This is a genomic window from Halomonas jincaotanensis (assembly GCF_018448785.1).
GTDB lineage: Bacteria > Pseudomonadota > Gammaproteobacteria > Pseudomonadales > Halomonadaceae > Halomonas > Halomonas jincaotanensis.
Map to the genome: position 1 here is coordinate 135,845 of NZ_JAHCLU010000008.1, position 22,752 is coordinate 158,596.

General features: G+C 60.5%; 21 protein-coding genes. 2 read left to right on the forward strand and 19 right to left on the reverse strand.

Annotated elements, in window-relative coordinates; genetic code table 11:
• Positions 1–8: 8 nt before the first annotated feature.
• Both napE and aroQ read right to left on the reverse strand, forming a co-directional pair.
• Positions 9–182: a periplasmic nitrate reductase, NapE protein gene (gene napE, locus KG088_RS09350; RefSeq protein ID WP_213825253.1), complete on the reverse strand. Its 174-nt coding sequence runs from the start codon at positions 180–182 to the stop codon at positions 9–11.
• Between the two features lie 202 nt (positions 183–384).
• The gene (aroQ, locus tag KG088_RS09355) at positions 385–831 is read right to left on the reverse strand and encodes a type II 3-dehydroquinate dehydratase (RefSeq protein ID WP_213825254.1); all 447 of its coding nucleotides are present in this window, start codon (positions 829–831) and stop codon (positions 385–387) included.
• Positions 832–1,214: 383 nt separating this feature from the next.
• Between aroQ and KG088_RS09360 the strand changes: the two genes are divergently transcribed.
• On the forward strand, positions 1,215–2,021 hold the full coding sequence (locus tag KG088_RS09360; RefSeq protein WP_213825255.1) for an SDR family NAD(P)-dependent oxidoreductase: 807 nt from the start codon (positions 1,215–1,217) through the stop codon (positions 2,019–2,021).
• 194 nt (positions 2,022–2,215) lie between these two features.
• Here KG088_RS09360 and KG088_RS09365 read toward each other — a convergent pair whose 3' ends face one another.
• From KG088_RS09365 to KG088_RS09445, 17 genes are all read right to left on the reverse strand, one after another.
• Positions 2,216–3,991 (reverse strand): extracellular solute-binding protein, encoded by a 1,776-nt coding sequence (locus tag KG088_RS09365; protein WP_213825256.1) that lies wholly within the window; start codon positions 3,989–3,991, stop codon positions 2,216–2,218.
• 86 nt (positions 3,992–4,077) lie between these two features.
• A complete protein-coding gene (locus KG088_RS09370; protein WP_213825257.1) occupies positions 4,078–4,818 on the reverse strand; it encodes a sulfite exporter TauE/SafE family protein in 741 nt (246 codons plus the stop codon).
• Between the two features lie 176 nt (positions 4,819–4,994).
• Positions 4,995–5,585 carry a malonic semialdehyde reductase gene (locus KG088_RS09375; protein WP_213825258.1) on the reverse strand — a complete coding sequence of 197 codons (591 nt, stop codon included), beginning with the start codon at positions 5,583–5,585 and terminating at the stop codon, positions 4,995–4,997.
• Between the two features lie 44 nt (positions 5,586–5,629).
• Complete coding sequence (locus KG088_RS09380; RefSeq protein WP_213825259.1) at positions 5,630–6,490, reverse strand: intradiol ring-cleavage dioxygenase; 861 nt, start codon at positions 6,488–6,490, stop codon at positions 5,630–5,632.
• 4 nt (positions 6,491–6,494) lie between these two features.
• Positions 6,495–7,406, reverse strand: coding sequence for an NAD(P)-dependent oxidoreductase (locus KG088_RS09385; protein ID WP_213825260.1), 912 nt, complete (start codon positions 7,404–7,406; stop codon positions 6,495–6,497).
• Positions 7,403–8,782 (reverse strand): amidohydrolase family protein, encoded by a 1,380-nt coding sequence (locus KG088_RS09390; protein ID WP_213825261.1) that lies wholly within the window; start codon positions 8,780–8,782, stop codon positions 7,403–7,405. The genes KG088_RS09385 and KG088_RS09390 overlap by 4 nt, the downstream gene beginning before the upstream one ends.
• Positions 8,779–9,858, reverse strand: coding sequence for a maleylacetate reductase (locus KG088_RS09395; protein ID WP_213825262.1), 1,080 nt, complete (start codon positions 9,856–9,858; stop codon positions 8,779–8,781). Before KG088_RS09395 ends, KG088_RS09390 begins: the two co-directional genes overlap by 4 nt.
• A 96-nt stretch (positions 9,859–9,954) precedes the next feature.
• Positions 9,955–11,541 carry a sugar ABC transporter ATP-binding protein gene (locus KG088_RS09400; RefSeq protein WP_213825263.1) on the reverse strand — a complete coding sequence of 529 codons (1,587 nt, stop codon included), beginning with the start codon at positions 11,539–11,541 and terminating at the stop codon, positions 9,955–9,957.
• The gene (locus KG088_RS09405) at positions 11,538–12,497 is read right to left on the reverse strand and encodes an ABC transporter permease (RefSeq protein WP_213825264.1); all 960 of its coding nucleotides are present in this window, start codon (positions 12,495–12,497) and stop codon (positions 11,538–11,540) included. Before KG088_RS09405 ends, KG088_RS09400 begins: the two co-directional genes overlap by 4 nt.
• Before the next feature lie 14 nt (positions 12,498–12,511).
• Positions 12,512–13,522, reverse strand: a complete 1,011-nt coding sequence (locus tag KG088_RS09410) for an ABC transporter permease (protein WP_250148173.1) — start codon at positions 13,520–13,522, stop codon at positions 12,512–12,514.
• Between the two features lie 185 nt (positions 13,523–13,707).
• Positions 13,708–14,646: a sugar ABC transporter substrate-binding protein gene (locus KG088_RS09415; protein ID WP_213825265.1), complete on the reverse strand. Its 939-nt coding sequence runs from the start codon at positions 14,644–14,646 to the stop codon at positions 13,708–13,710.
• 249 nt (positions 14,647–14,895) lie between these two features.
• Positions 14,896–15,819 (reverse strand): branched-chain amino acid transaminase, encoded by a 924-nt coding sequence (locus KG088_RS09420; protein ID WP_213825266.1) that lies wholly within the window; start codon positions 15,817–15,819, stop codon positions 14,896–14,898.
• Positions 15,820–15,919: 100 nt separating this feature from the next.
• On the reverse strand, positions 15,920–18,910 hold the full coding sequence (glnE, locus tag KG088_RS09425) for a bifunctional [glutamate--ammonia ligase]-adenylyl-L-tyrosine phosphorylase/[glutamate--ammonia-ligase] adenylyltransferase (protein ID WP_213825267.1): 2,991 nt from the start codon (positions 18,908–18,910) through the stop codon (positions 15,920–15,922).
• A gap of 75 nt (positions 18,911–18,985) precedes the next feature.
• Entirely contained in the window at positions 18,986–19,357 is a 372-nt protein-coding gene (locus tag KG088_RS09430; protein WP_213825268.1) for a diacylglycerol kinase, read from the reverse strand.
• A 26-nt stretch (positions 19,358–19,383) separates the two neighbouring features.
• Entirely contained in the window at positions 19,384–20,835 is a 1,452-nt protein-coding gene (gene dacB, locus KG088_RS09435) for a D-alanyl-D-alanine carboxypeptidase/D-alanyl-D-alanine endopeptidase (RefSeq protein WP_213825269.1), read from the reverse strand.
• A gap of 48 nt (positions 20,836–20,883) precedes the next feature.
• A complete protein-coding gene (locus KG088_RS09440; protein WP_213825270.1) occupies positions 20,884–21,213 on the reverse strand; it encodes a DMT family transporter in 330 nt (109 codons plus the stop codon).
• Complete coding sequence (locus KG088_RS09445) at positions 21,210–21,629, reverse strand: PACE efflux transporter (protein WP_213825271.1); 420 nt, start codon at positions 21,627–21,629, stop codon at positions 21,210–21,212. Before KG088_RS09445 ends, KG088_RS09440 begins: the two co-directional genes overlap by 4 nt.
• 217 nt (positions 21,630–21,846) lie before the next feature.
• Here KG088_RS09445 and KG088_RS09450 point away from each other — a divergent pair, with 217 nt between their 5' ends.
• Positions 21,847–22,740, forward strand: coding sequence for a LysR family transcriptional regulator (locus KG088_RS09450; RefSeq protein ID WP_213825272.1), 894 nt, complete (start codon positions 21,847–21,849; stop codon positions 22,738–22,740).
• Positions 22,741–22,752: the final 12 nt, after the last annotated feature.

The window sequence follows — 22,752 nt, forward strand, 5'->3', positions numbered from 1 at the left end:
CACCCCCATCACGCTGGCGGGCCGGGAGGCCCGGCAAAGATCTGATAGATCCAGACCGCAAAGCCGTAGCCACCGACCACGGCCACCGCCAGCAGCGGAAACAGCACGGCGGCGAGAAACACAAATAGCTTGAGTTCCTGGCTCTTGCGGGGCGGCGTCGAGGGGGTATCGGCATCCGACATGCGAGCCTCCCGATAGGGGTGATGAAAAAAGCACATTTTTCTATCAGGCTAGGCGAATATGTAGATTTTTTACTTGTTCCAGATCAATTTTTTGGCACATCCACTGACACGCACAATACGTCGAACGGGCTCGACACCGGCGAGCCCGCGAAAGAAACATGTCGAGGTGAATGAAATGACGCCTCAGGCGAGGCGCAACGTATCAGGCGTTGGCGGCCGCATCCAGGGCATCCAGCGCCGCCAGATAGCCCTGGCTGCCCAGTCCCGCGATGACGCCATCGGCACGCAGCGAGACGTAGGAATGGTGACGGAACGTCTCGCGCTTGTGAACGTTGGAGAGATGCACTTCGATTACCTTGCCTTCGAAGGCGTTCAGGGCATCGAGGATCGCCACCGAGGTGTGAGTATAGGCGGCGGGATTGATGATGATCGCACTGGTGCCGTCGAGCCGGGCGGCATGCACCAGATCGATCAACTCGCCCTCATGGTTGCTCTGCCGGCAGGTGATGTCCCATCCGCGCATCGCTGCCTTCTCGTAGAGGGCATTGTTGATGTCCTCGAGAGTCTCGCTGCCGTAGATGTCCGGCTGTCGGCTACCCAGCAAGTTGAGATTGGGCCCGTGAAGCACCAGCACCTTGTTTTGGGTCATACGCTTTTTCTCCTTGGCAACCAACCGAATCCTCGCAGAACGGTCGACAAGCGTCCACGCCCAGTGCGACGACGTCACGTCTTGCGGTGGTTTGCACGTCACTAGCCTGGATTTCTCTGTGTTCTCGACCTATCCGGGGCCTGGCTAAAACATCCAATCTGGTCAAAACGGTCAACGGACGAGCTGTTCCTGGCCGTTCGACATGAAGACAATGCCAATTGGCAGGGAAAGGCGAAATGCCGACAACTCGATCGGTCGGCTCGATACCTCCTTGCGGTAAAGGTTTCGTATTCAAAGAGACGATGATCATGGACCTTGTTGTAAACACTTTTTATAGCCCATCCATGACATGACCAATACTAACAAGACCCAGAGGTAGCACGATGGACAAGTCTCGACTTTCAGGAAAGAACTGCCTTATTACCGGTGCAGCTCGCGGCATGGGTGCTGCCGTTGCCGAACATTATGCGGCACAGGGTGCCAATGTTTGTGTGGCTGACCTAAATATCGAAGGCTGCGAAGAAGTCAGCAAGAGAATCAACGACAAGGAGGGCGGAAAGGCCATTGCCGTCAAGCTTAATGTGACCGAGCGTGATCAAGTAAAGGCGGCCGTCAAGGCAACCGTCGACGCCTTCGGTAGCCTCAATGTCATGGTCAACAATGCCGGCATCAACAAGCCGCTGATGTTCCTCGATATCACCGAAGAGAACTGGCACCAGATCATGGATGTGAATGCGCTGGGATGCCTGCTCGGCATGCAGGAAGCCGCCAAGCAGATGATCGAGCAAGGCAAGGAGAATGGCCCCTACAAGATCCTCAACGTGGGCTCCATCCTGTCGCGCCAGGCCTTCGATGATGTGGTGCCTTACTCCTGCAGCAAGCACGCCGTGCTGGCGATGATCAACGGCGGTGCCAAGGCACTGGTGGATCACAACATCACCGTCAACGGTTACGCACCAGGCGTCGTGCGTACTGAGTTATGGGAGCAACTGGACAAGGACCTTGTCAGCATCGGCAAGTTCGACAAGCAGGGCCAGTCCATGGACCAACTCGCCGAGAAGATGATCCTGATGAAGCGCTACTCCTACCCGGAAGACGTCGTTGGAACGGCCTCCTTCCTGGCCAGCCAGGAATCCGACTACATGACCGGACAGCTGCTGATGATCGATGGCGGTATGATCATGCAGTGACATCCACCAGACTACGATTCTGCAGTAATTCCGCCGCCCTGCCCTATCCGATTTTCCGGATAGCGTATGGCGGTGGCTCGTTTCGAGCCCGGATCCAGTGTCGCGGGAAGGCCTGAACCACTCTCGTCCTCTCCTTTTCTCCTTTTCTCCTTTTCTCCTTTTCTCCTTTTCTCCTTTTCTCCTTTTCTCCTTTTTCAATAGTATCCCTTGCTTCTCATCAGCTTGTCGGCCTGATCCTGAGCCCGGGTCAGTGCCTGCTTGATGGAGCGTCGCCCGGCGAGCACCTCGAAAATTTCCTGGCCGGCAACATCGAAGATGGCGTTTATATCGGGAACAGGGGGGCGTGGCCAGGCCTGAAAGATGCCTTCTCTGGCCATTCTGTCCACCACGCTGATGAGCGGGGACAACGATGACACCTCAGGGTCGCGGCTGACGCTTAACCGTGACGTTACCAGACTGCCGTTCAGGATATAGAGCTTGGACATGCTCCGGCACGTCAGGTGGCGCAAGGCCGCCCAGGCGGCATCCACTCGCTCTTCCGACAGGTTCGCGGGAATTGCCAAGGCATAGCCGCCGATGGGAACGAAGGGTCGACCACGGTTGCCAACGGTATGGGGTAGATAGCCGGTATGCCGCCAGGCTGGTGATTTCTCGTTGAGTTCGAACAGTGGCGCGAGCGAGGTATAGCAATAGGCCATGCTGACCTCACCTGCCGCATACGACCTGGCGCGCTCGTACCAAGACATCTGCAGGATATTGGGAGGAGAATACTTCAAGATATCCAGCATGTATTCGCAGGCACGAAAGGCGGCATCCGTCAGGAACATGGGGCGAAGTTGATCGCCTGTCACATCCTCGAACGCATAGCCTCCATCGATACGCTGAAGGTTGATGATCGGCTGACCGAATTTCGCCATCAGGAAGGCAAAAGTATGCCCCAAAGGCGTTCCCCTGGCCGCATTCCAGGCGATGCCATAGAGCCCCTTGCCGGGATCGTGAAGCGCCCTGGCCACCTTGGTCAGCTGCTCCGTGGTCGTCGGGGGCATCAGACCCGCGCTTTCCAGGATATCCTTGCGATAGCACAACAGCTCCGGCGTGCTCTGTACCGGTATACCGTACTGCTTTCCAGCATAACGAGCACTATGGATGGCCACAGAGTGAAAATCAGACAGGTTGTAGCTTTCTCGGTCGATAAAGTCATCCAGGGGCAACAGCATATCCTGTGACGCCAACTCCCCGAACCAGGGAAGATTACAGGTGACGATGTCGTAATGTGAATGCGCAAAACGCGCGTTGGCAAGAATCTCCTCGCGCAGGCTGTCGATCGACTTCGCCTTGTTCTTGATGTCTACCCCGAAGATGGCTTCGAGCTGACGCTTGAGGTTATGCATCGCCATGAAGGTGGGATCGGCGTGCATAAGGACCCGTAGCCCTCCCTTGAGATCAAGACGTTGAGACAGCACGGCGGGCGGCGATATCACGTCGGGCGACTGGTAGGGTTCGTCCAGGATAATCCGGTTCGTCGCGTCGGATGTCGGGTCCAGACCGAAGGTATTTCCTACCAAGGCCTTGATCCGGTTTGCATAATTTTCCCACTCCTCGATCATGGCGTGAGAAGGATGCAGGGAGACCGTCTTTCCCGACTTCGTCCGAGGGCGGGAAAGGATCAGCCCCCGTTTGATGATACTCTCGATGCCCCGCTTGGCCGTGCCGTAGGAGAGCCCCGAGGCGTCCGCCAACGAGGTGGGAGTGGTGAGCCGGCCTGCCAGGTGATTGCGCATAACGTGAATCATCATGTGCAGTTCCCGATACCCCTGCGTCGTGGAGAGAGACTGTTCGGTTGCATCCTCGAACTTCTCGATGAAATCCAGAAAGCGAGCGAACTCGGTGCTGGAGAGTCTTGGCATCGGGGTCTCGGAAAGCTCTTCGTAGGGCCCCTCGGGGCGTAACTCGTGCAGCTGATCGTTCATATCCACCTCGTCAGTGAAGCGGCTGGCTCACTCGAACATATCCCCATCCATTATCTGAGTGCCATCAAACGGGGATTGTTCACGAGTCACATTAGGCCATCCACAATCAGACGAATTCCCAGAACCAGCAATAAGGTCAGGATGACCTTGAAGAAGGTCTCGCCGTCGATTCGCCTCTGGATGATAAGACCAAGGCGCACCCCCAACCAGGCTATCGGTATCAGCAACAGCGCGACCGTCAGGTTCTCGACATTGATCAGGCCGAGCATCGCATAGGGCACCAGTTTTACCAGATTAATGCCGGCCAGGAACACCACGGCCGTGCCTAGAAACGCCTCCTTGCTCAACGCCCTCTGCAGCAGGAAGAAATTGAGTGGCGGTCCACCCGCATGAGCGATGAAGCTGGTGAATCCCGCGAGGCCTCCACAAGTGGCCCCTGCCCAGTCCGGCATGGCGAACTTTCCTTTGAAGGGTTTCAGCAACCCCCATAGCCCGAAGAGAATCGAAAACACCCCGAGCAGGAGCTTGAGAACGTCTTCACTGAATATGCCATAGGTCAGATAGCCGACCACCACGCCCAGTACCGCCGCCGGGAACAGCAGACGAAGCAACCGGTCGACCCGGTTCCTCCACCAGGCCTTTAGGCTGAAGGCATCCATGAAGATCAACAGCGGCAGCATGAGGGCCACCGCCACGGCCGGACTCGTCTTCAGAGAGAGCAGCGGCACGGCGACGACACCCACGCCCCCGGCGAAACCTGACTTCGAGATGCCGGTGATCAGTACGGCAAAAATCAGTAACGCGATGAACTGCCAGTCATAAACCATCTACGGCCCCGCGATAACATCCATTAAAAAAGGGCCGTGATTAGTCACGACCCAACAGGAGCAAACCCAGCGGACCGTGCAGTCCGACCCGCCAGGCAGTACGAGCCTAGCCTAGCGCACTGGCCTAAAGCCCTTGCCTGGAGAACTTTCCTGGAGAACTTGCTTCGAGCACTTACCTAAAGAACGTCGCAGACCTCATCAAAGGCGAAACGGTCCTGGCGCGGGAAAAGTGACGCGGTGTCACCGTAGCCGAGGTTGCACAGAAAATTGCTCTTGACCTTGCCGTCCGGCCAGAATTCTTCATCCACGGCGGCGTTGTTGAAGCCCGACATCGGACCGGAATCCAGCCCTACCGAGCGTGCCGCCAGGATGAAATAGCCACCCTGGATGGAGCTGTTGCGGAAGGCCGTTGAGTTGATGAAGTCCGTCTTGCCCTCAAATAGCGACTTGGCATCCTTGTTGTGAGAGAACATGCGCGGCAGATGCTCGTAGAACTCGGTGTCGTAGCCGAGAACAGCCACCACGGGCGCCTTCATGGTCTTTTCCTGATTGGCGGGCATCAGTGCCGGCTTCAAGCGTTCCTTGGCCGCCTGACTTTTCAGGAACAGCACGCGTAGAGGCTGGCAGTTCATGGATGTCGGACCGAAGTGCATCAGCTCGTAGAGCTCCCGAAGCTTTTCTTCGCCGACGCTCTTGTCCTGCCAGACATTGTGCGTCCGAGCGCCGGTAAACAGGGTTTCGATAGCGTTCTGATCGATGGCAGTCATCTAATTGACCTCTTGTGGAACAGTGGTTTTCTGCGTCGAGACTCTCAACTTGCCTTCAAGCCGAAGTCGTATTTCAAGTAGCGATAGGGTGTCTGCATGTCCCTTCCATCAGGTGCCTTTCCGGGGGTACGCAGCTGGTAATCCCGGACCAGGGAATCCTTGACGCCAAAGACGGCATCGGAATCCAGATAGGGGTCATGCTCGGCAAAGATCTGGGTGACCAAGGTCTCGTAGCCCTCGGTGATCAACATGAAATGCACATGAGCGGGCCGGTAGGGATGACGTCCTGTGAGCTCCAGCATCTTGCCCACGGGGCCGTCGGTGGGAATCGGGTAGGGTGAAGGCGTCACCGTCCAGAAGGCGAAGCGGCCCTGCTCGTCGGTCTTGAAGCGAGCCCGCAGGGAGGCACTATCGAGTTCCTTCTGGACATCGTAGAAACCCTCGCTGTCCGACTGCCAGACATCCATGACGACATTGGCCAGCGGCTTATTCTGATCATCAAGCACCCGGCCCTCAACGAAGAAGGGCTCGCCCTCCACACCCCAGTCGATGGCGTCTCCCTGACCAGCCTCGGGTGGATCGGCGACATAGAAGGGGCCCAGCACAGTGCTCTCGGTGATCTGGGGGTTCGACGTCTGGTGATTGATCGCATCGACCAACATCGTCACGCCCAGGGTATCGGACAGCAGGATGAACTCCTGGCGCTTGTCGTCGCACATCTGCCCGGTTCGGGTCAGGAAATCGATGGCATCAGTCCATTCCTGCTCTGTAGGTTCCACGTCGCGGAGAAAGGCGTGCAGATGACTCACGAGACTATTCAATACGCTCTTGAGCCGCTCATCCTTACAGCCCGAAAACTGCTCGATCACCGCATCGGTAATGTTCTCTGCATTCAGGTTTCGCATTTCGTCATCCCCTTGGAGCACTTTGCAGGGCAGAGAGCCCTGAGAGACGCTCGGTGTGATGGACCGTGGCGATATAGTCATCCTCGCCGTACCCCGTGCCGATCAGCGAGGCGTAGGCCTCACGCATCTGCGCGGCCAGCGGCACGGGCACGCCGGCACCATGGGCACAGCCAAGAATCAGGTCGAGGTCCTTGGCCATCTGCACCGCCGAGAAGGTAGAAGTGAAATCCCGCTCCTTAAGGGGCAGCGCCTTGTACTTGACCATCGGCGAGCCCACGGCGCTGTCAGCCATCAACTCGAGCATCGCGTCCCATCCGATGTTGCCCTTGCGGGCCATGGCCAGGGCCTCGCCCATCATTCCGGCACTCACCGCGATCATCAGGTTGATGGCCAGCTTGGCAAATCGCGCCTGCTCGTCCTCACCCAGCCAGTACTGGGCCTTGGTAAAGCTTTTCATTACCGGTATGGCTTGATCCAACGCTTCCCGCGGGCCCGAGACCATCGCCGAGAGCGTGCCTGACTCGGCGGCGACGGGGTTGCCCGACACCGGCGAGCGCAGATAGGCAATACCCTTCTCCCCGGCGGCGGCGGCCACTCGAGCGGAGGCCTCGATGCTGACGGTACTGGTCTCGATCATCACGCTACCCGGCGCCATCTTCTCGATCAGATCGCCCGAGTTGAGCGCCAGGCCGAGCAGGGCCTTGTCATCGGGAATCGAGACGAACACCAGCGTGCAGCCCTCGATGGCGGAGGCAAGATCCGCGTGGACGCGGATCCCGACGCCCTCGGCCAGCGCCATCCGCTGGGCGCTGAGGTCATAGCCCTGAACGGAGTGTCCGGCGCCGACGATCCTAGCGGCCATGGGCAGGCCGAGCTTGCCCAGGCCAATCCAGGCGACCCTGGTGGTGGTTGTCATGATGATGTCTCCTGTTTTGCCCGTGTCTCTCGCTCGCGTGACTGCAGTTCGGCATAGATGCGGTGGCCGGAGACCTCGAGCTGCCTGATACCGTCCTCCACGTCTTCGAGAAACTTGCCGTTTCGTTTGTAGAATTCACCCGCCACCATGACGCTGTCGACATTGGCGAGGCTCGCCTGCATGACCACGCTCGAGACTGGGTCGCTGACGGGCTGCATGTTCAGAAGCGCCGTGTCCAGCAGCACGATGTCGGCCTGCTTGCCCGGTGACAGGCTGCCGATGCGCGCGTCGAGGCCGAGTGCGCGGGCCCCGTCGATGGTGATCCATTCCATCGCCTCGCGGGTGCGGATGGTGGAGGTGTCAGGGATGCTGCCCTGCTCGCGTCGCGAGGCGTCGTTATCTAGCGAGCGCTGCATGCCCAGCGCCATGCGGGCCACCGTGAACATGTCGCCCGATATCACCGACTCGAGATCCACGCCCAGCGAGACCACACCGCCGTGTCGGCGAACATGGCCGGTGATCGGGAAGCCATGCCCCTGGGTCATCTCATTTTCCGGCGCGATGGAGAAGGTCACGCCCTGCTCGCAGAAGCGGGCCAGCTGGCCGTCGTCCAGGCTTTGCCCGTGCACGATATTGATGTCAGGACCCAGCAGCCCTTGCTCCTCTATCACATCCCAACCGCCGGGACTGACGGCCTTGCCGCCACCTTGGTGCATAGAGGCCACCAGGCCGAACTCCTTGGCTAATTCGAAATCGTGAAGGCTGACGTCGAGAGTGGAGTAATGCGGCCCAAGGATGGCCAGCCCCAGGGTCACGCGTCCGTCGGGGTCGCCCAGCGGGCCGGCGAGCAGCCGCTCGACCTCGCCGCGGGGATGCGGAATCTCGCTGAAATGCGGCTGGCCCGGCTTGGGGTCGGGCTTGGGGGAGCCATGGAAGAAAACTGCGCGGATGCCCGAGGCCTGTAACCCCTCGACCGCCGCATCGGTGTGCGCCGACGTCGGATTGTTGTGGCACCAGTCGCCCAGAGTGGTGGTGCCACAGTTGAGCTGGTTGAGCGCGCCCATACGGGTGGCGATGTAAATGTCGTCAGGGGTGAACAGCGCCGCTAAACCGCGATGCACATGGCCGAAGTACTCGAGCAGCGTCCAGTTGGCGGCGACACCGCGCAGGGCCGTCTGCCAGGTATGCATGTGGGCATTGACCAGACCAGGGATCAGGATGCCCCCCCGGCAGTCGACCACCTCAGCCCCCTTCGACGGCAGGTCATGGCCAATGTCCAGGATACGATCGTCTTCCACCAGCACCTGGCCGTCGGTAAGGTCGCCGATCTCTGGGTCCATGGTTACCACGGTGGCATTGGTCAGCAGGGTCTTCATGATTCGATGGCCTCCCTTGGCGTTGGACGAATGCCGGCATGCGCATCGCTCAGCAGGCGATGGATGGCGTCAGCCTCTATCGCGCGTGGATTCCAGTAGGGGTTGCGCGTGGCCATCTCGGTGGCCCTGTCGATATCGCGCGCCTGCATGCCGATATCCTGCAGCGCCAAGGGAGCCCCCACCGCGCTTGCCAGGTCATGGAGCCCGCCGGCAGCATCGCGCGTGCCCAGCGCCCGGGCGATGCGGGCCATCGCCTCCGGTGCCGCCTCGGCGTTATAGGCCACGGCGTGGGGCAGCACGATGGTATGCGTCTCGGCATGGGGCAGGTCGAAGGAGCCGCCCAGGGTGTGGCAGAGCTTGTGATGCAGCGACATCCCGACGGAGCCGAGGCAGGCACCGCACAGCCAGGCGCCATAGAGGGCATCCGAGCGGGCCTGATGGTCACCGGGGTTGTCGGCGATGATCGGCAGGCTACGGGCGAGTGCGGCAATGCCCTCTTCCGCCATCAGCGAGATGACCGGGTTGCGATCCTGGGCGTAGAGTGCTTCCACCGCATGGGCGATGGCGTTGATGCCGCTGGTGCCGGACATGCCGACGGGCAGGCCCAGCGTCAGGTCGACGTCATAGACAACCACCTCGGGCAGCACCTTGAGAGTGCGCTGCGTCGTCTTGACGCCATCCTGGGTTTCGCCGAGGATCGGCGTCATCTCGGAACCGGCGTAGGTGGTGGGAACCGCCACCTGCGGAAGATCAGTGCGCAAGGCAATGGCTTTGCCCAGGCCGATGGTGGAACCGCCACCGATGGCAACCACACCATCGATATCGAGAGAGGCGATGATCGGTAGTGCCTTTTCGGTGACCTCGACCGGGGTGTGCATCCGGGCCTCGGCGAAGATGCCCGCGCCCCGCTCGCCGAGCTGCTCGAGTACCTGGCGTGCCTGGCCCTCCTGCTCCGGCGTGGAGAGCACCAGCACTCGGTGGCAACCCAGCGACGCCACTTCCTCGGCCAGCCGGGAGAGCGTCCCATGACCGAAGATGACCCGTGAAGGCAATCCGTTATAGATGAATGGCGTCATGATGGAGTCCTCATTGCTGCCGTGAGTTTCCCGTCGCCGCCTCGAAGAAGGCGACGCACGTCGTGGTTTCGAAAGGATGAAGGTAACGTGAGCGCGTCAGGGCGCCGCCGCATCATCGGTGGTGACAGCAGCAGCCCTGGGCGCCTTCGTAACCTGCCCGGTGATTGCCTGCACCAGTTCATCCTCGGATACCGCGTCGCCGTCGAACTCCGCCGTGATCCGTCCGTCATACATAGCGATGATGCGGTTGCTGACGCCGAGGACCTCGGGCATTTCGGAGGAGATCACCAGTACGGCGTATCCCGATCTCGCCAATTCCTTGATCAGGGCATGAATCTCGGCCTTGGAGCCGACGTCGATCCCCCGGGTCGGCTCGTCCAGAATCAACAGCTTCGGATGTGTGTGCAGCCATTTGCCGATGACGATCTTCTGCTGGTTGCCACCGCTGAGGTTGCCGACCTTCTGTCGCCAGCTCGGCGTCTTGATCTTCATCGCTGACTGATACTTGTCGTGGACCACTTTCTCGGCACTGGTCTTCATGAACCCCATCGACGACACGCTGCCCAGGGCAGACAGCGTCATGTTGTCGCGACAGTTCATCCCCAGGATAAGGCCCTGGTCCTTACGATCCTCCGGTACCAGGGCAATGCCCTTTTCCACCGCCTCATGGCTGGAAAGAATCGTCTGGGCCCTGCCTTCGAGAAGGATCTCGCCGGCCGAGGGACGGCGCAGCCCGAAGACGGTTTCGGCGACCTCTGACCGTCCCGCCCCCACCAGGCCGTACATGCCGACGATCTCGCCCTTGCGCACATTAAAGCTCACGTCTTCGAAGACCCCATCCACCGTGAGGTGACGAAGCTCCAGCATGTTCTCCTTGAAATCGTGGGGTTTGCTGGCGTAGTCGAGTTCGAGGCTGCGACCGATCATCAGTTTGGTGACCTCATCCTCATTGGTCTCAACGGTGTTGACGGTCCCGTTGTATTCGCCGTCCCTGAGCACCGTGATCCGCTGGGAAAGATGAAAGATTTCGTCCATGCGATGCGAGATGTAGACGATGCCGACGCCCTGCTCCTGCAGGGTTTTGATGATCTCGTACAACACCGGCTTCTCGTGATCGGTCAGGGAGGCGGTCGGCTCGTCGAAGACCACGACCTTGGGGGTGAAGACCAGCGCGCGCGCTATCTCGACCATCTGTTTCTTGGCAATCGACAGATGACTGACCATATCCCGCGACGTAAAGGAACACTTGAGCCGCTGGAGTATTTCGGTACTGTCCGCGTGCAACTTCTTCCAATCGACGCGGTTTCCCCATTTGAGCGGCAGACTGCCCAGATAGATGTTCTCGGCCACCGACATCTCGGGCACCAATGACTGCTCCTGATGAATCAGCACGATGCCGCTCTTCTTGGCCTGCTTGGGGTTCTCGAAGGACTTTTCTTCCCCCTCGAGAATGATCTTTCCCCCGTTGGGTTGGTGCTTGCCGGCAAGCACCTTCATCAGCGTCGATTTGCCGGCACCGTTCTCGCCGAGCAGTGCATGCACCTCGCCGGGCCGGACGTCGAAGCTCACCTTATTGAGGGCCACGACACCCGGAAACTTCTTGGTGATATCGATTAGTGAAAGCACAGGCGCCACTGAACCAGCATGATCGGCAAAATGACGGCTGGAAGCTGACGTCTTCATATGCTGACTCCCTTGCTGGCATGGACATTGAGCTTCTGGTCGATGATCAGGACGGAAATCAGGATCACCCCGAGAATCACCAGCACGTAGAAGGCCGGCACCTGCATCATGTTCATGCCATTGCGGAGGATGCCGATGGCGAGCACGCCGCCGAGGGTGCCCGTGATGCTGCCGTAACCCCCCGTCAGCTTGGTGCCACCGAGCACCACGGCGGTGATGGTCCAGAGTTCATAGTCACGCCCCAGGTTGGGCGTTGCCGCCCCCATCTGGGTTGCCAGGAGCACACCCGCCAGGGCGGCGAAGAAGCCCACGATGATGAAATTGATCGTCATATGGCGACCGATGCGAATCCCGGCGTCCAGCGCCGCTTCGGCGTTGCCGCCCACGGCGAAGGTGTTGCGACCGTGGCCGGTCTTCTTCAAGACCAGGTGCATCACCAGGGCGCAGACGAGAAAAATGATGGCCAGCAGGGGAAAGGGGCCGATCGTGGCGGCACCGAAGTCCGAAAAGGCGAAGTTGGTCGCGTAGAACGATTGTTCCTCGGTGTAGACGAAGATCAGGCCACGGACACCGATCATCGCCCCCAGCGTCACAATGAAGGCGTTGACGCCGGTCTTCCAGACGATCAGACCATTGATGGCGCCGATAATCAGACCCGACGCCAGGGCCGCTATCACCGCCACCGCCAGGCCGTAGTCTTGCAGCCCCACCGACAGTGACGCCGCCAGACCCAGGATGGCGCCAACGGAGAGATCGATATTGCCGTTGATCATCACGTAGGTCATGCCCAGCGCAATCAACCCGATGGTCGAGGTCTGCACCAGAATATTCGTTAGATTGCCGACCGACAGAAAGTAATCGGACATGAAGCTGAAGAAGACGGTAATAACGATGACGAATACCCATATCGGCTGTATGAAACCGCCACCCTTGAGAAAACCCTTCACATCAATCATGTTGTTCACCATGTTCAAGAATGGGTCGTGAGCAGGCGCTTGCGCTTGTTGGCAAGGTCCAGCCAGACAGCCAGGATGATGATCACCCAGGTGACGAGCCATTGGGTGTAGTAGGGATAGCCCATCAGCAAAAGTCCGTTCTGGATGAAGCCGAGAATCAGAACCCCTATCACGGTCTTCCAGATGCTCCCGGCGCCGCCCAGGAGGCTGGTACCCCCCAGAATGATCCCCGCCAACACCAGCAACTCGTATCCCTGACCCACATTGTTCTGGGAACCCATGACGCGTGACCCCAGCACCAGGGCGGCACAGGCAACGCAGAAGGCCGAGATCAGATAGGTACTGAAGACGCACCAATTCTTCCTGATACCCGAATAGACGGCGGCCACTGGGTTACCCCCGACGGCGAAAATTCGTCTGCCGTAGCTGGTGTAGGACATGACGATCTGCACGATAATGGCCAGGACGGCGAAGATGACGACGGGTACCGCAATCCCCGCGACGTAGCCGCGACCGAAGACCGAGAACCAGGTACTGTCCTGGTTGGCGATATCGACGTTCTGGCCACCGCTATAGATCAGGATGCCGCCCTGGATCGCCGACAGCATCGCCAAGGTCACGATCAGCGAATTCAGCCGCATGAAGCCCACTAGAAAACCATTGATTGCCCCTACCAGAAGCGTCAGGGCGAACATGAGAATGATGGCAGTGGTGGGCCCGACCTTGTCGTGGAGATCGACGACCAGCACGGTAGCGAAGGAAAGCATTGACCCGACCGACAGGTCCAGATTGCCGCCGATGATCACAACGGTCACCCCAACGGCGATGATGCCAATGATCGACGCCTGACGAACCACCGTCATGATGTTGGACTGCGAGAGAAACTGCTCGGAAAAGAAAGAGAACACCACCATGCTGAGCAGGAAAAAGATCAAGATTCCCTGAGCCGACAGAAAACTCAACAGGCCCGACTTGCTTACCCCACCAAACATCAAACGATTATTGCCTTGTTCTGCAGTAGCCATATTGCTCACCTGCCTTGATACCGCCTTGTGCTTTTTACTGCCTATCGCCGACAAACAGATATCTAACTATCAGCGATGGCAGACTTAACACCGGAAACAAAAAACTCATGCATCCGATGGAAAAGACAAGGCGCATTGACAAAGGATTGCTCACGAACTGTTCGCGAGCCGCGAATCCTGACGCATCAGAAGACAGGCTTTTCAAACTCGCCAATATTGGCAGCCGTGATCTTGGGTGTTTCGAAGAAGTTCATCTTCGGCACTTTCTTTCCCGCCAGGATATCCAGCGCTGTCTGCAGTGCTGCTTCGGCATCATCGACAGGAGACTGATAGATGGAGCCATAGTACTCGCCACGCTCGATGGCCTCGTAACCCACGGCAAAGTTGGTGGCACCGATAAAGACCATTCCCTCAGCCCTTTCCGCCCCCTTGGCCGCATTCAAGGCACCCACCCCCATGTTGTCATCGCCGGCATAGACGCCGTCAATGTCGTCATACTTGGTGAGGAAGTTTTCCATTACGCGCTGGGCCTTCTCACGGTTCCAGTCGCCGGGCTGGGTCTCCACGAGTTCAACGCCGGGGCATGCCTCCGCCAGCCGCTCCTCGAAGCCCTGAGAGCGTTCCATGGCCGTGGTATAACCCGGCTGGCCGGCAATCTGGACAATCCGTCCCTCACCATCAAGGGCATCGCACATCATCTCGGCAGATGAGATGCCCTGTTGGACATTGTCAGGCCCGGAGAAAGCGGCGATGAATTCCAACCCGGCTTCGGCGATTTTCGAGTTGGTCACGATGACAGGAATACCGGCTCGATGGGCTTGGCGAATGGCAGGTATAACGGCTTGTCCATTAGTCGGCCATATGATGATGGCGTCAACTCGTTGTTGAATCAGATTATTGACTTGACCAATTTGGCGTGCCACATCTCCACCGGCATCGAGGATAACGACTTCGACATTGTCGTTCGCTTCAGCCGCTTCTTCAAAAGCACTTTCGTAGGTTGTCTGATAACTATCGACACCCACATTATTTTGCGTAATGCCTATTTTATAGGGCCCATCTGCAAACGCAGTAGTCGCAAATGCCATGAAGATAGAGGCTGCCAGCGTGGATTTCTTGAACATGATACTCTCCTGACGTTCTAATATTTATTCTTCGACATGCCTATCTGCAAGTCGGGTATTGGAGCTTAGTGCCGGCCCTCGTTTAGGCGCAACGCAGCTGCCAGAGAGAAATGACCAATCTGGTTATTTTGGGTTCGCTGGCGCTTGATGGAAGAAATGTCCTGAATGCTGTCCAGATGGCAAAAGCCCCCGCCTGTTGTTACAGGCGGGGGCTTCAGAGGCTCCAGGAGCCCGGTTCAAGACAGCGATTCACGCCACCGGTGTCAGCCAGTCGGCATCCAGCGTCTGCTTGCCCCGGACCAGGTCGAAGTACAGCGATTGGATCTTCTCGGTGATCGGGCCGCGGCGGCCCTCGCCGATATTGCGTCCATCGAGTTCTCGAATCGGCAGCACCTCCGCGGCGGTCCCGGTGAAGAAAGCCTCGTCGGCAATGTAGATCTCGTCGCGGGTTAGCAGCTTCTCTCGCAATTCATAGCCCAGATGCTCGGCCATGTGCAGCACGGTGTTGCGGGTAATGCCATTCAGGCAGGACGTCAGCATCGGGGTGTAGATGACCCCGTTCTTGACCACGAAAAGGTTCTCGCCGGAGCCCTCGGCGGCATAGCCCTGAGGGTCTAGCAGCAGGGCCTCGTCGTAGCCACCGCGCTGTGCCTCGGCCAGCGCCATCATCGAATTGATGTACTGACCGTTGGCCTTGGCCCGCGTCACGGCAATGTTGACGTGATGGCGAGTAAAGGAGGAGGTCTGCACCTTGATGCCGAGCTCACGTGACTCGGGCGACATGTATGACGGCCACTCCCAGGCGGCGACGATCACGTGGGTCTTGAGGTTGTCGGCGCGCAGCCCCATGCCTTCGCTGCCGAAGAACACCATGGGGCGCAGGTAGGCTTCCTCGAGACCGTTCTCGCGTACGGCGGCCCGACACGCCTCATTGATCGTCTCCCTCTCATGCGGCATCGGCATGCCGAGAATCTTGGCGGAGTCGAAGAGACGGTCGGTGTGCTCCTTGAGGCGGAATATCGCCGTGCCCTGCTCGGTGGCATAGGCTCGCACGCCCTCGAAACAGCCCATGCCGTAATGCAGGGTGTGGGTCAGCACGTGCACCTTGGCATCGCGCCAGGGAACCAGTTCGCCATCGAACCAGATGAGACCGTCACGGTCAGCCATCGACATAATCTACGTCCTTTCGTGTGCTCTGCGTGTTGTCGTCAAATTCGTCTGTCTACAGACGTCGGCTTCGGCTGCCTGACGAGGCGTCATTACTGCGGCGCCGTCATTGTGGCGCCTCCTGTGGCTCGAGCAGGCGCTGCCAGAGTTCGATCACGGCCTGACGATGCGATTGGAAATCGGCGTCGCGCCCCCGCTTCGCCTCGCGGGTCAGGGAGGCACGGTGGACGGCACTGCGGTAAGCAAGGTAGGCGTCGCGCAAGCGCTGGCAATCCTGCCCCGGCAGGCGACCGGTCGCTTCCAAGGTTTCCAGAATACGAATATTGTCGCTCCACGCCAATAGATCGGGCGTTTCCCGCGACATGGAAAGTACCGCGAACTGACACAGGAACTCGATATCGACCATGCCGCCGGGGTCGTGCTTCAGGTCGAAATCGTCGCTCTTGCCCTTGCTGGCCAGATGATCGCGCATCCTGTGGCGCATCTTGACCACCTCGACGCGCAGCGCCTCGAGATCACGTGTACCCGCAAGAATCTCGCCACGGATCGCGGCGAAACGCTCGGCGAGAGTCGCATTACCGGCGACCACCCGCGCCCTCACCAACGCCTGATGCTCCCAGGTCCAGGCCTGGTGGTGCTGGTAGTCGGCGAAGGCTTCCAGCGGCGTGACCAGAAGCCCGGAGTTACCTGAGGGCCGCAGGCGCATGTCCACCTCGTAGAGGGTCCCGGAAGGTGTTACGGCGGAGAGCAGATGGATGATCCGCTGCCCCAGGCGCGTGAAGAACACGGCGTTGTCCAACGGTCGCTTGCCGTCGGTGCTTCCCTGGCTTGCGCCATCATGGATGAACACCAGATCCAGGTCGGAATCGTAGCCCAGCTCGATGCCACCGAGCTTGCCATACCCGACGACCAGGAACTCGGGCTCGGCACCGGCACGCTCCCCGTCACGACGCTGGGGAAAACCGTGCTTGCGCGTCAGGTGCTTCCAGGCCATGGCCAGCACCGCCTCGAGGATCACCTCGGCAATATAGGTGAGATAGTCGCTGACCTTCATCAGGTGCCGCGTACCGGCGATATCCGAGGCCGCCACGTGGAGCACCTGGGCGTGTTTAAAAACACGCAAGGCCTCGAGCTGGGCCTCCTCGTCGTCCTCGGGAAGGCGGGCCAAGGCCTGGCGCAGCTCGTCCGAGAGCAGTGCCTTGTCGGCCGGGGTGTAGAGCGTCTCGGGGGTCAACAGCTCGTCCAGCAGGACCGGGTGGCGGGCCAGCTGCTCGGCGATCCAGGGGCTCGCCCCGCATAGCCCCATCAGGTGCCCCAAGGCGTCGGGATTCTCGCGCAGCAGCGCCAGATAGGCGGTGCGTCGCAATACCGACTCGATCAGTGGCAGCACCCGCTCAAGCGAGGTGTCCGGTGCATCACTGCCTGCCACGGCGTCGAGCAGCATCGGCATCAGTGCATCGAGGCGGTCGAAGCCGATGCGCTGCATGGCCTTTACCTGACGTGAATGACACAACGTTCGCAAGCGCTTCACAGCGCCATCCGGTGCCGCGAAACCGGCCGCTTCCAGCAGTGCCGAAGCCTCGCCATCTTCGAGCTCGTCACGCCACAGCGCACGCCACTCCTCCAGGCTGACCGCCACGTTCTCCTCGGTGTCGTCGGCGTCTTCCACCTCGTCTTCGGGATCGGCAATCACCGCATCGAAGTGGCGGCGCACGCGACTGCGGACTTCATCCAGCCGTGCCATCACCGCCGGCCAGTCCGCCATGCCGAGTGCCAGGGCCACGCGCTCGCGGTCGGCGTCGTCCTCGGGCAGGGTCTGGGTTTGACGGTCCTCCAGCGCCTGCAGCACGTGCTCCAGGTCGCGCAGGAAGGCGTAATCGGGCATCAGTTCGTCGACCACCTCCTGGGGCAGCAGGCCGAGCTCGGGCAGACGCTCAAGCGCCAACTTCAGCGAAGTGACCTGCAACTCGGTGTCGCGCCCCCCGCGAATCAACTGAAAGGCCTGGACCACGAACTCCACCTCGCGGATGCCGCCGGGGCCGAGCTTGATGTTGCCCTCCATGCCCTTGCGGCGAACCTCGCGGTTGATCATCGACTTGAGTTCACGCAACGACTCGATGGCGCCAAAATCCAGGTACTTGCGATAAACAAAGGGACGCAGGCTGGCCAGCAGCTCGGTGCCGGCCTCGCGGTCACCGGCAACCGGCCGCGCCTTGAGCATGGCGTAGCGCTCCCATTCACGGCCCTGGTCCTGGTAGTAGCCGGCAAGCATCGAGAAATTACCCACCAGCGGACCGCCATCGCCCAACGGGCGCAGGCGCATGTCGACGCGAAAGGCGAAACCGTCGGCGGTCACTGCATCGAGCGCGGTGATCAGTTTCTGACCGAGCTTGGTGAAGTATTCCTGATGCTCGATAGGCTTACGACCGCCCTCGGTCTCGCCCTTTTCGGGAAAAGCGAAGATCAGGTCGATGTCAGAGGAAAGGTTGAGTTCGCCGGCCCCCAGCTTGCCCATACCCAGCACCACCAGGCGCTGCTCGCTGCCGTCGCGGCGTGGTGCCGGACGCCCCCAGCGAGGTGCGACATGCGCCTCGAGCCAAGCCAAAGCACTTTCAAGGCAAGTCTCGGCGAGTCGCGATACTGCGGCGCCGGTCGCCCACATGTCGACCCCCGCCGGGCGTGTCAGGTCGCGCCAGACGATGCCCAGCATACGCGCGCGACGAAAGCGGCGCACTGCTGACTGCAGTGCCGCCTCGTCCTCGGCGGCTTCGAGGCGTTCGTCCAGCCAACTTCGCAGCGTCTCGGCATCCGGGGCGGTCTCGAGCTCACCGCTGGCGTCGAGGTGAAACAGCCACTCAGGATAGCGCACCAAGGTATCGGCGGCGAAACTCGACACTGCCAGTACCCTGGCCAGCTGCTCGCGTCGCGCATCCGACAGCGCCTGCCAGTCCTCGAGGGGCGATTCGGCACCCGTCATGTCGGCCAGGTTATCGGCTTGCTCCAGCGCGGCGGCCAGCCGCTCACGAACGCGCCCCAGCGGCGGGCGCAGGGGCTCGGGAATGTCGGTCTGGGGCAGGAAATCGTCGGGAAGAGCCATAGCGTTCTCGCATCCAGTTCGCTGATGCCACTAGCATAGCGAAGCCGCCTCCACGCCATAACCCAGCACCGAGAATCAGCCCAGGTATTTCTGCCAAGCCAAAAGGCCCCAGGTCAGCCCCGCGGCAAGCAAGGACAGCATCACGGCGGCCGAACTAACGTCCTTGGCACGCCCGGAAAGCTCATGGTGCTCGGTGCCGATGCGATCCACCACGCTCTCGATGGCACTGTTAAGCAGTTCAACGATCAGCACCAACAGGCAGCTGCCGGCCAGCAGGATCCATTCCACCGGACCGTCGCCAACCCACCAGGCCAGCGGCAGCAGCACCACGCAAAGGCCAAGCTCCTGGCGAAAGGCCGCCTCGTTGAACCAGGCAGCGCGCAGCCCCTTGAGCGAATAACGCGTGGAGTGCACGAGGTGGCGCCAGCCGGTATGTCGGGGTTTCATGGGGCGTCCCTGTCGATGGCCAATAATCAATGCTCGGTGATCATGCGGGTGAGATCCTCGGTGAGCGGATCGAATACCTGGGTCCAGTTGAGCCAGGGTGTGGTCGAGGTGCCGTTGACCAAGACGCTGAAGACGCCCCAGCGGCCGCGCTGGGTTCGAAAGTAACCACCAATCGCACGTACCGCCACCGGCTCGTTGAGCGTGCCGGTCTTGAGCATGACATTATGCTGAAAGTCATACGAGCCGCGGCGAATGAACCGCATCACCCCATTGCCGGGTGACTGGAAACTCGCCACGAAGCTCGGAAATAGCGAAGGGCGATGATACATGCTCTCAAGCAAGATGTTGATGCCATGCGCCGAGGTGCGGTTATCGGGCGTCAGGCCGCTACCACTGCGAAGCGTCAGCTCGCCATGCCCGGGAATGCCGGCCACGAACCGCTCGATGGCGGCACCGCCAAGATCGAGAGTGGCCCGCGGCGTGCGGACCAGATCCAACGCCAGCATGTCGGCCATAAAATTGTTGGAATAGTTCATGGTGCGCAGCAGCACTTCCTGCAAGGGCTTGCCTTCCACCTGTGCGAGCCGCCAGGCAGCCGGAGCCGGCTCCGCAATGCTGGTCACCACCTCGCCATTGATCGCGATGCCGGCCTCGTCGAGCATCGCCTTGAGCAGCGTGGCGGTCTGCAGGGCCGGGTCGGAACTCGCACGATACAGTTGACGCGGCAAGGCATTGAGGGACATCTGCCCCTTGACCACCATGATGTCGCCCGCTCCGCGCGAAATACGCTCGGCATGCAGTTCCGTGCCGCTGTCGTCGTGACGAGTCACGACCTGATTGTTGATATCGATGAGCGGCGCATGGCTGTCGCAATGGGTGATGCGGGCAGGCTCGCCGGCTGCCGTCCCGGGGGCCACACTCACGCACCAGCTGCCATGATTGATGCCAGCCGAGGACAGCAGCGCACTGTAGGCGTTGGTTACCCGCGAGTGGGCATCGCAGCGATCGGTGGTGATGCACTCCACCGGGCCGAAGCGCCATTGGCTGATCACCAGCCGACCGTCGACATCGCGAACGCCGCGCTGATGGAGACGCTTAACCAGCCGCCAGAGATCTTCGGAACTCAGCGACGGGTCGCCGCTGCCATCGAACACCAGGTCGCCATGAAGCTTGCCCTGTGCGTCGAGGTTGCCCTCGCTTACCAGCCGCGTGTTGAAGCGATGCTGCGGCCCCCAGCGGTCCAGGGCAGCGGCCGCCACATAGGCCTTGCTCACCGAGGCCGGTGACAGTTGGCGCCTTGGTTCGATGGCCCCGAGTACCTCATTGCTATCGAGTAGCCGCGCCTCGGCGCTCACCAGAAACCCCCGCTCGGTCAACGCGGCCAAACCGCCGAAACCGGATGCCTGTGTCTGGGCGGCCGAGAGAACGACACAAAAAAACAGAATGGTCAGTCGAAAACGCTTGGAACGGTCACGCATGGGAGGCAGAAATCCAGAGTCTGGGGTAAGCCGAAAGGATGAGCCAGCTTAATGGGCCGAGACCGAGGAGAAAACCTGAATGACGACTACGCCGCCAACGATCATCGCCAGACCCAGTAGCGCGGGCAGGTCCGGCTTCTCGCCATACACCACGATACCAACCAGTGTAACCAAAACGATACCCAGGCCGGCCCAGAAGGCGTAGGCGATACCAACGGGAATAGTGCGCAGCACCAGCGCAAGCAGGTAAAACGCCACGCCGTAGCCCACCACCACTGTGACGCTCGGCCACAATCGGGTGAATCCCTCCGAGGCCTTGAGCGCACTGGTACCGATGACCTCGGCGATGATCGCCAAGGCCAGATAGACAAAACTCAAAGCACACCTCCTTGCGCCAGGCGGCGACGCATTATCGCATCAAACGCCGTGTTGAAGACCATGGCGTAGCACAGAAAGAACAGGATGAAACCGAGATCCAGCCAAAGGGCCTCGATCCAGCTCACCTCGAGCCACCACGCCACCACCGGCAGGGTCATGACCAACAAGCCTGACTCGAATCCCAGTGCCTGCGCCAAACGTTGAAGGAAACTGCGCCGACGGGTTGGGACCCAGCGGTCAAAGAGACGATTCCAGACTAGGTTCCAGAGCATGGCGAGCGTCGCCAGTCCGAGCGCTAGCGCGCCGATATCGCTTATGGCATGCCCCGACATCAGGCTAGCCAGCGGCGTGACCAGCATCAGGCCACCCAGCTCGAAGAGCAGGCTATGAGTCATTCGTTCTTTCCAGGAGCGCATTGTCCACCTCTGCGTAACTGCGCGCCGGACCGGTCGGGTCTCGACGACACCCTCCAGCCTAGTCATCGTACAGATGGAAGCGAGTTGGCACCCATCAGAAAAACAGATAGCTTGTAGTTCCAAACCGAGGGCGTCGCGAGCCGTGTAGCGCCTGTCACGACAGGCATTCCGAAAAGGCGACCCTAAGGCAGCTACCTATCCCGGAGCAGGAGCCCCCGTGCACTGGAGTCTGGACCAACTGGAGAGCCTGATCGCTGCTGCCGAGAAGGGCTCGTTTTCCTCCGCGGCGCGCCATCTGGGCAAGGCTCAGTCCGCCGTCAGCACCGCCATTGCCCATCTCGAGCTCGACCTGGGCTGCCCGCTCTTCGATCGGCGTGGCCGGCTACCCCGCCTGACGCCGGCGGGAGAGGCCCTCGTACACGAGGCAAGAGCGGTGCTGCGGCAATGCCAACGCCTCGAAGCGCGCGCCGCCTCTATCGTCCAGGGCGAGGAAGCCCACCTGGTCACCGCCATCGACGAGGCGCTGGTCGAGATGCCGCCGGTTGACGAGACCCTGGAGGCGCTGGCCCATCACTTCCCGGCCTTGCAGCTGACACTGCTTTACGGCTCCCAGGGAGACATTGCCGGCTGGGTGGAGGATGGCACGGCGAACCTCGGCATTCTGCTGCGCCAGCAGGGTCAGGGTTCGCTGCTCGAAGGGATTCGCATCGCGCAACTGCAACAGGTCCTGGTCGTCGGCTGCGCGCACGCGCTGGCGCAGCTGTCGGCGCCGACGGTCAGCGACCTGGCCGGTCATCGACAACTGATGATCGCCTCGCGAACCCCTGGCGACGCCGGCAGGCCGCTCGGCGCGCAGTTCTGGCGTCTCAATAGTTTCTATTCGATGGGGGAACTTGCGACCCGGGGGCTCGGCTGGGCGATGATCCCACAGCATATTGCGCGCTACCCGCCTTTTCAGGACCGGCTGGTCACCCTCGACAGCGAAGCCCTGGGGATTGCGCCGGTAGTCGAGGTCGAGACGATTTCGCGTCGGGATCGCGCCTTGGGTCCCATCGCGCGTTGGCTTCGCTATACCTTGGGAGAACGGTTCCGCGATCACCGAGCACGCTGATCCGCGCCGTTC

Bases quoted from the DNA above. Each gene is read 5' to 3' on its own strand.
- KG088_RS09405 (WP_213825264.1), bottom strand. From the start codon at position 12,497: ATGATTGATGTGAAGGGTTTTCTCAAGGGTGGCGGTTTCATACAGCCG.
- KG088_RS09380 (WP_213825259.1), bottom strand. From the start codon at position 6,490: ATGCGAAACCTGAATGCAGAGAACATTACCGATGCGGTGATCGAGCAG.
- glnE (WP_213825267.1), bottom strand. From the start codon at position 18,910: ATGGCTCTTCCCGACGATTTCCTGCCCCAGACCGACATTCCCGAGCCC.
- KG088_RS09365 (WP_213825256.1), bottom strand. From the start codon at position 3,991: ATGAACGATCAGCTGCACGAGTTACGCCCCGAGGGGCCCTACGAAGAG.
- KG088_RS09445 (WP_213825271.1), bottom strand. From the start codon at position 21,629: ATGCGCTCCTGGAAAGAACGAATGACTCATAGCCTGCTCTTCGAGCTG.
- KG088_RS09390 (WP_213825261.1), bottom strand. From the start codon at position 8,782: ATGAAGACCCTGCTGACCAATGCCACCGTGGTAACCATGGACCCAGAG.
- KG088_RS09360 (WP_213825255.1), top strand. From the start codon at position 1,215: ATGGACAAGTCTCGACTTTCAGGAAAGAACTGCCTTATTACCGGTGCA.
- dacB (WP_213825269.1), bottom strand. From the start codon at position 20,835: ATGCGTGACCGTTCCAAGCGTTTTCGACTGACCATTCTGTTTTTTTGT.
- KG088_RS09430 (WP_213825268.1), bottom strand. From the start codon at position 19,357: ATGAAACCCCGACATACCGGCTGGCGCCACCTCGTGCACTCCACGCGT.
- KG088_RS09375 (WP_213825258.1), bottom strand. From the start codon at position 5,585: ATGACTGCCATCGATCAGAACGCTATCGAAACCCTGTTTACCGGCGCT.
- KG088_RS09400 (WP_213825263.1), bottom strand. From the start codon at position 11,541: ATGAAGACGTCAGCTTCCAGCCGTCATTTTGCCGATCATGCTGGTTCA.
- napE (WP_213825253.1), bottom strand. From the start codon at position 182: ATGTCGGATGCCGATACCCCCTCGACGCCGCCCCGCAAGAGCCAGGAA.
- KG088_RS09420 (WP_213825266.1), bottom strand. From the start codon at position 15,819: ATGTCGATGGCTGACCGTGACGGTCTCATCTGGTTCGATGGCGAACTG.
- aroQ (WP_213825254.1), bottom strand. From the start codon at position 831: ATGACCCAAAACAAGGTGCTGGTGCTTCACGGGCCCAATCTCAACTTG.
- KG088_RS09410 (WP_250148173.1), bottom strand. From the start codon at position 13,522: ATGGCTACTGCAGAACAAGGCAATAATCGTTTGATGTTTGGTGGGGTA.
- KG088_RS09415 (WP_213825265.1), bottom strand. From the start codon at position 14,646: ATGTTCAAGAAATCCACGCTGGCAGCCTCTATCTTCATGGCATTTGCG.
- KG088_RS09395 (WP_213825262.1), bottom strand. From the start codon at position 9,858: ATGACGCCATTCATCTATAACGGATTGCCTTCACGGGTCATCTTCGGT.
- KG088_RS09385 (WP_213825260.1), bottom strand. From the start codon at position 7,406: ATGACAACCACCACCAGGGTCGCCTGGATTGGCCTGGGCAAGCTCGGC.
- KG088_RS09370 (WP_213825257.1), bottom strand. From the start codon at position 4,818: ATGGTTTATGACTGGCAGTTCATCGCGTTACTGATTTTTGCCGTACTG.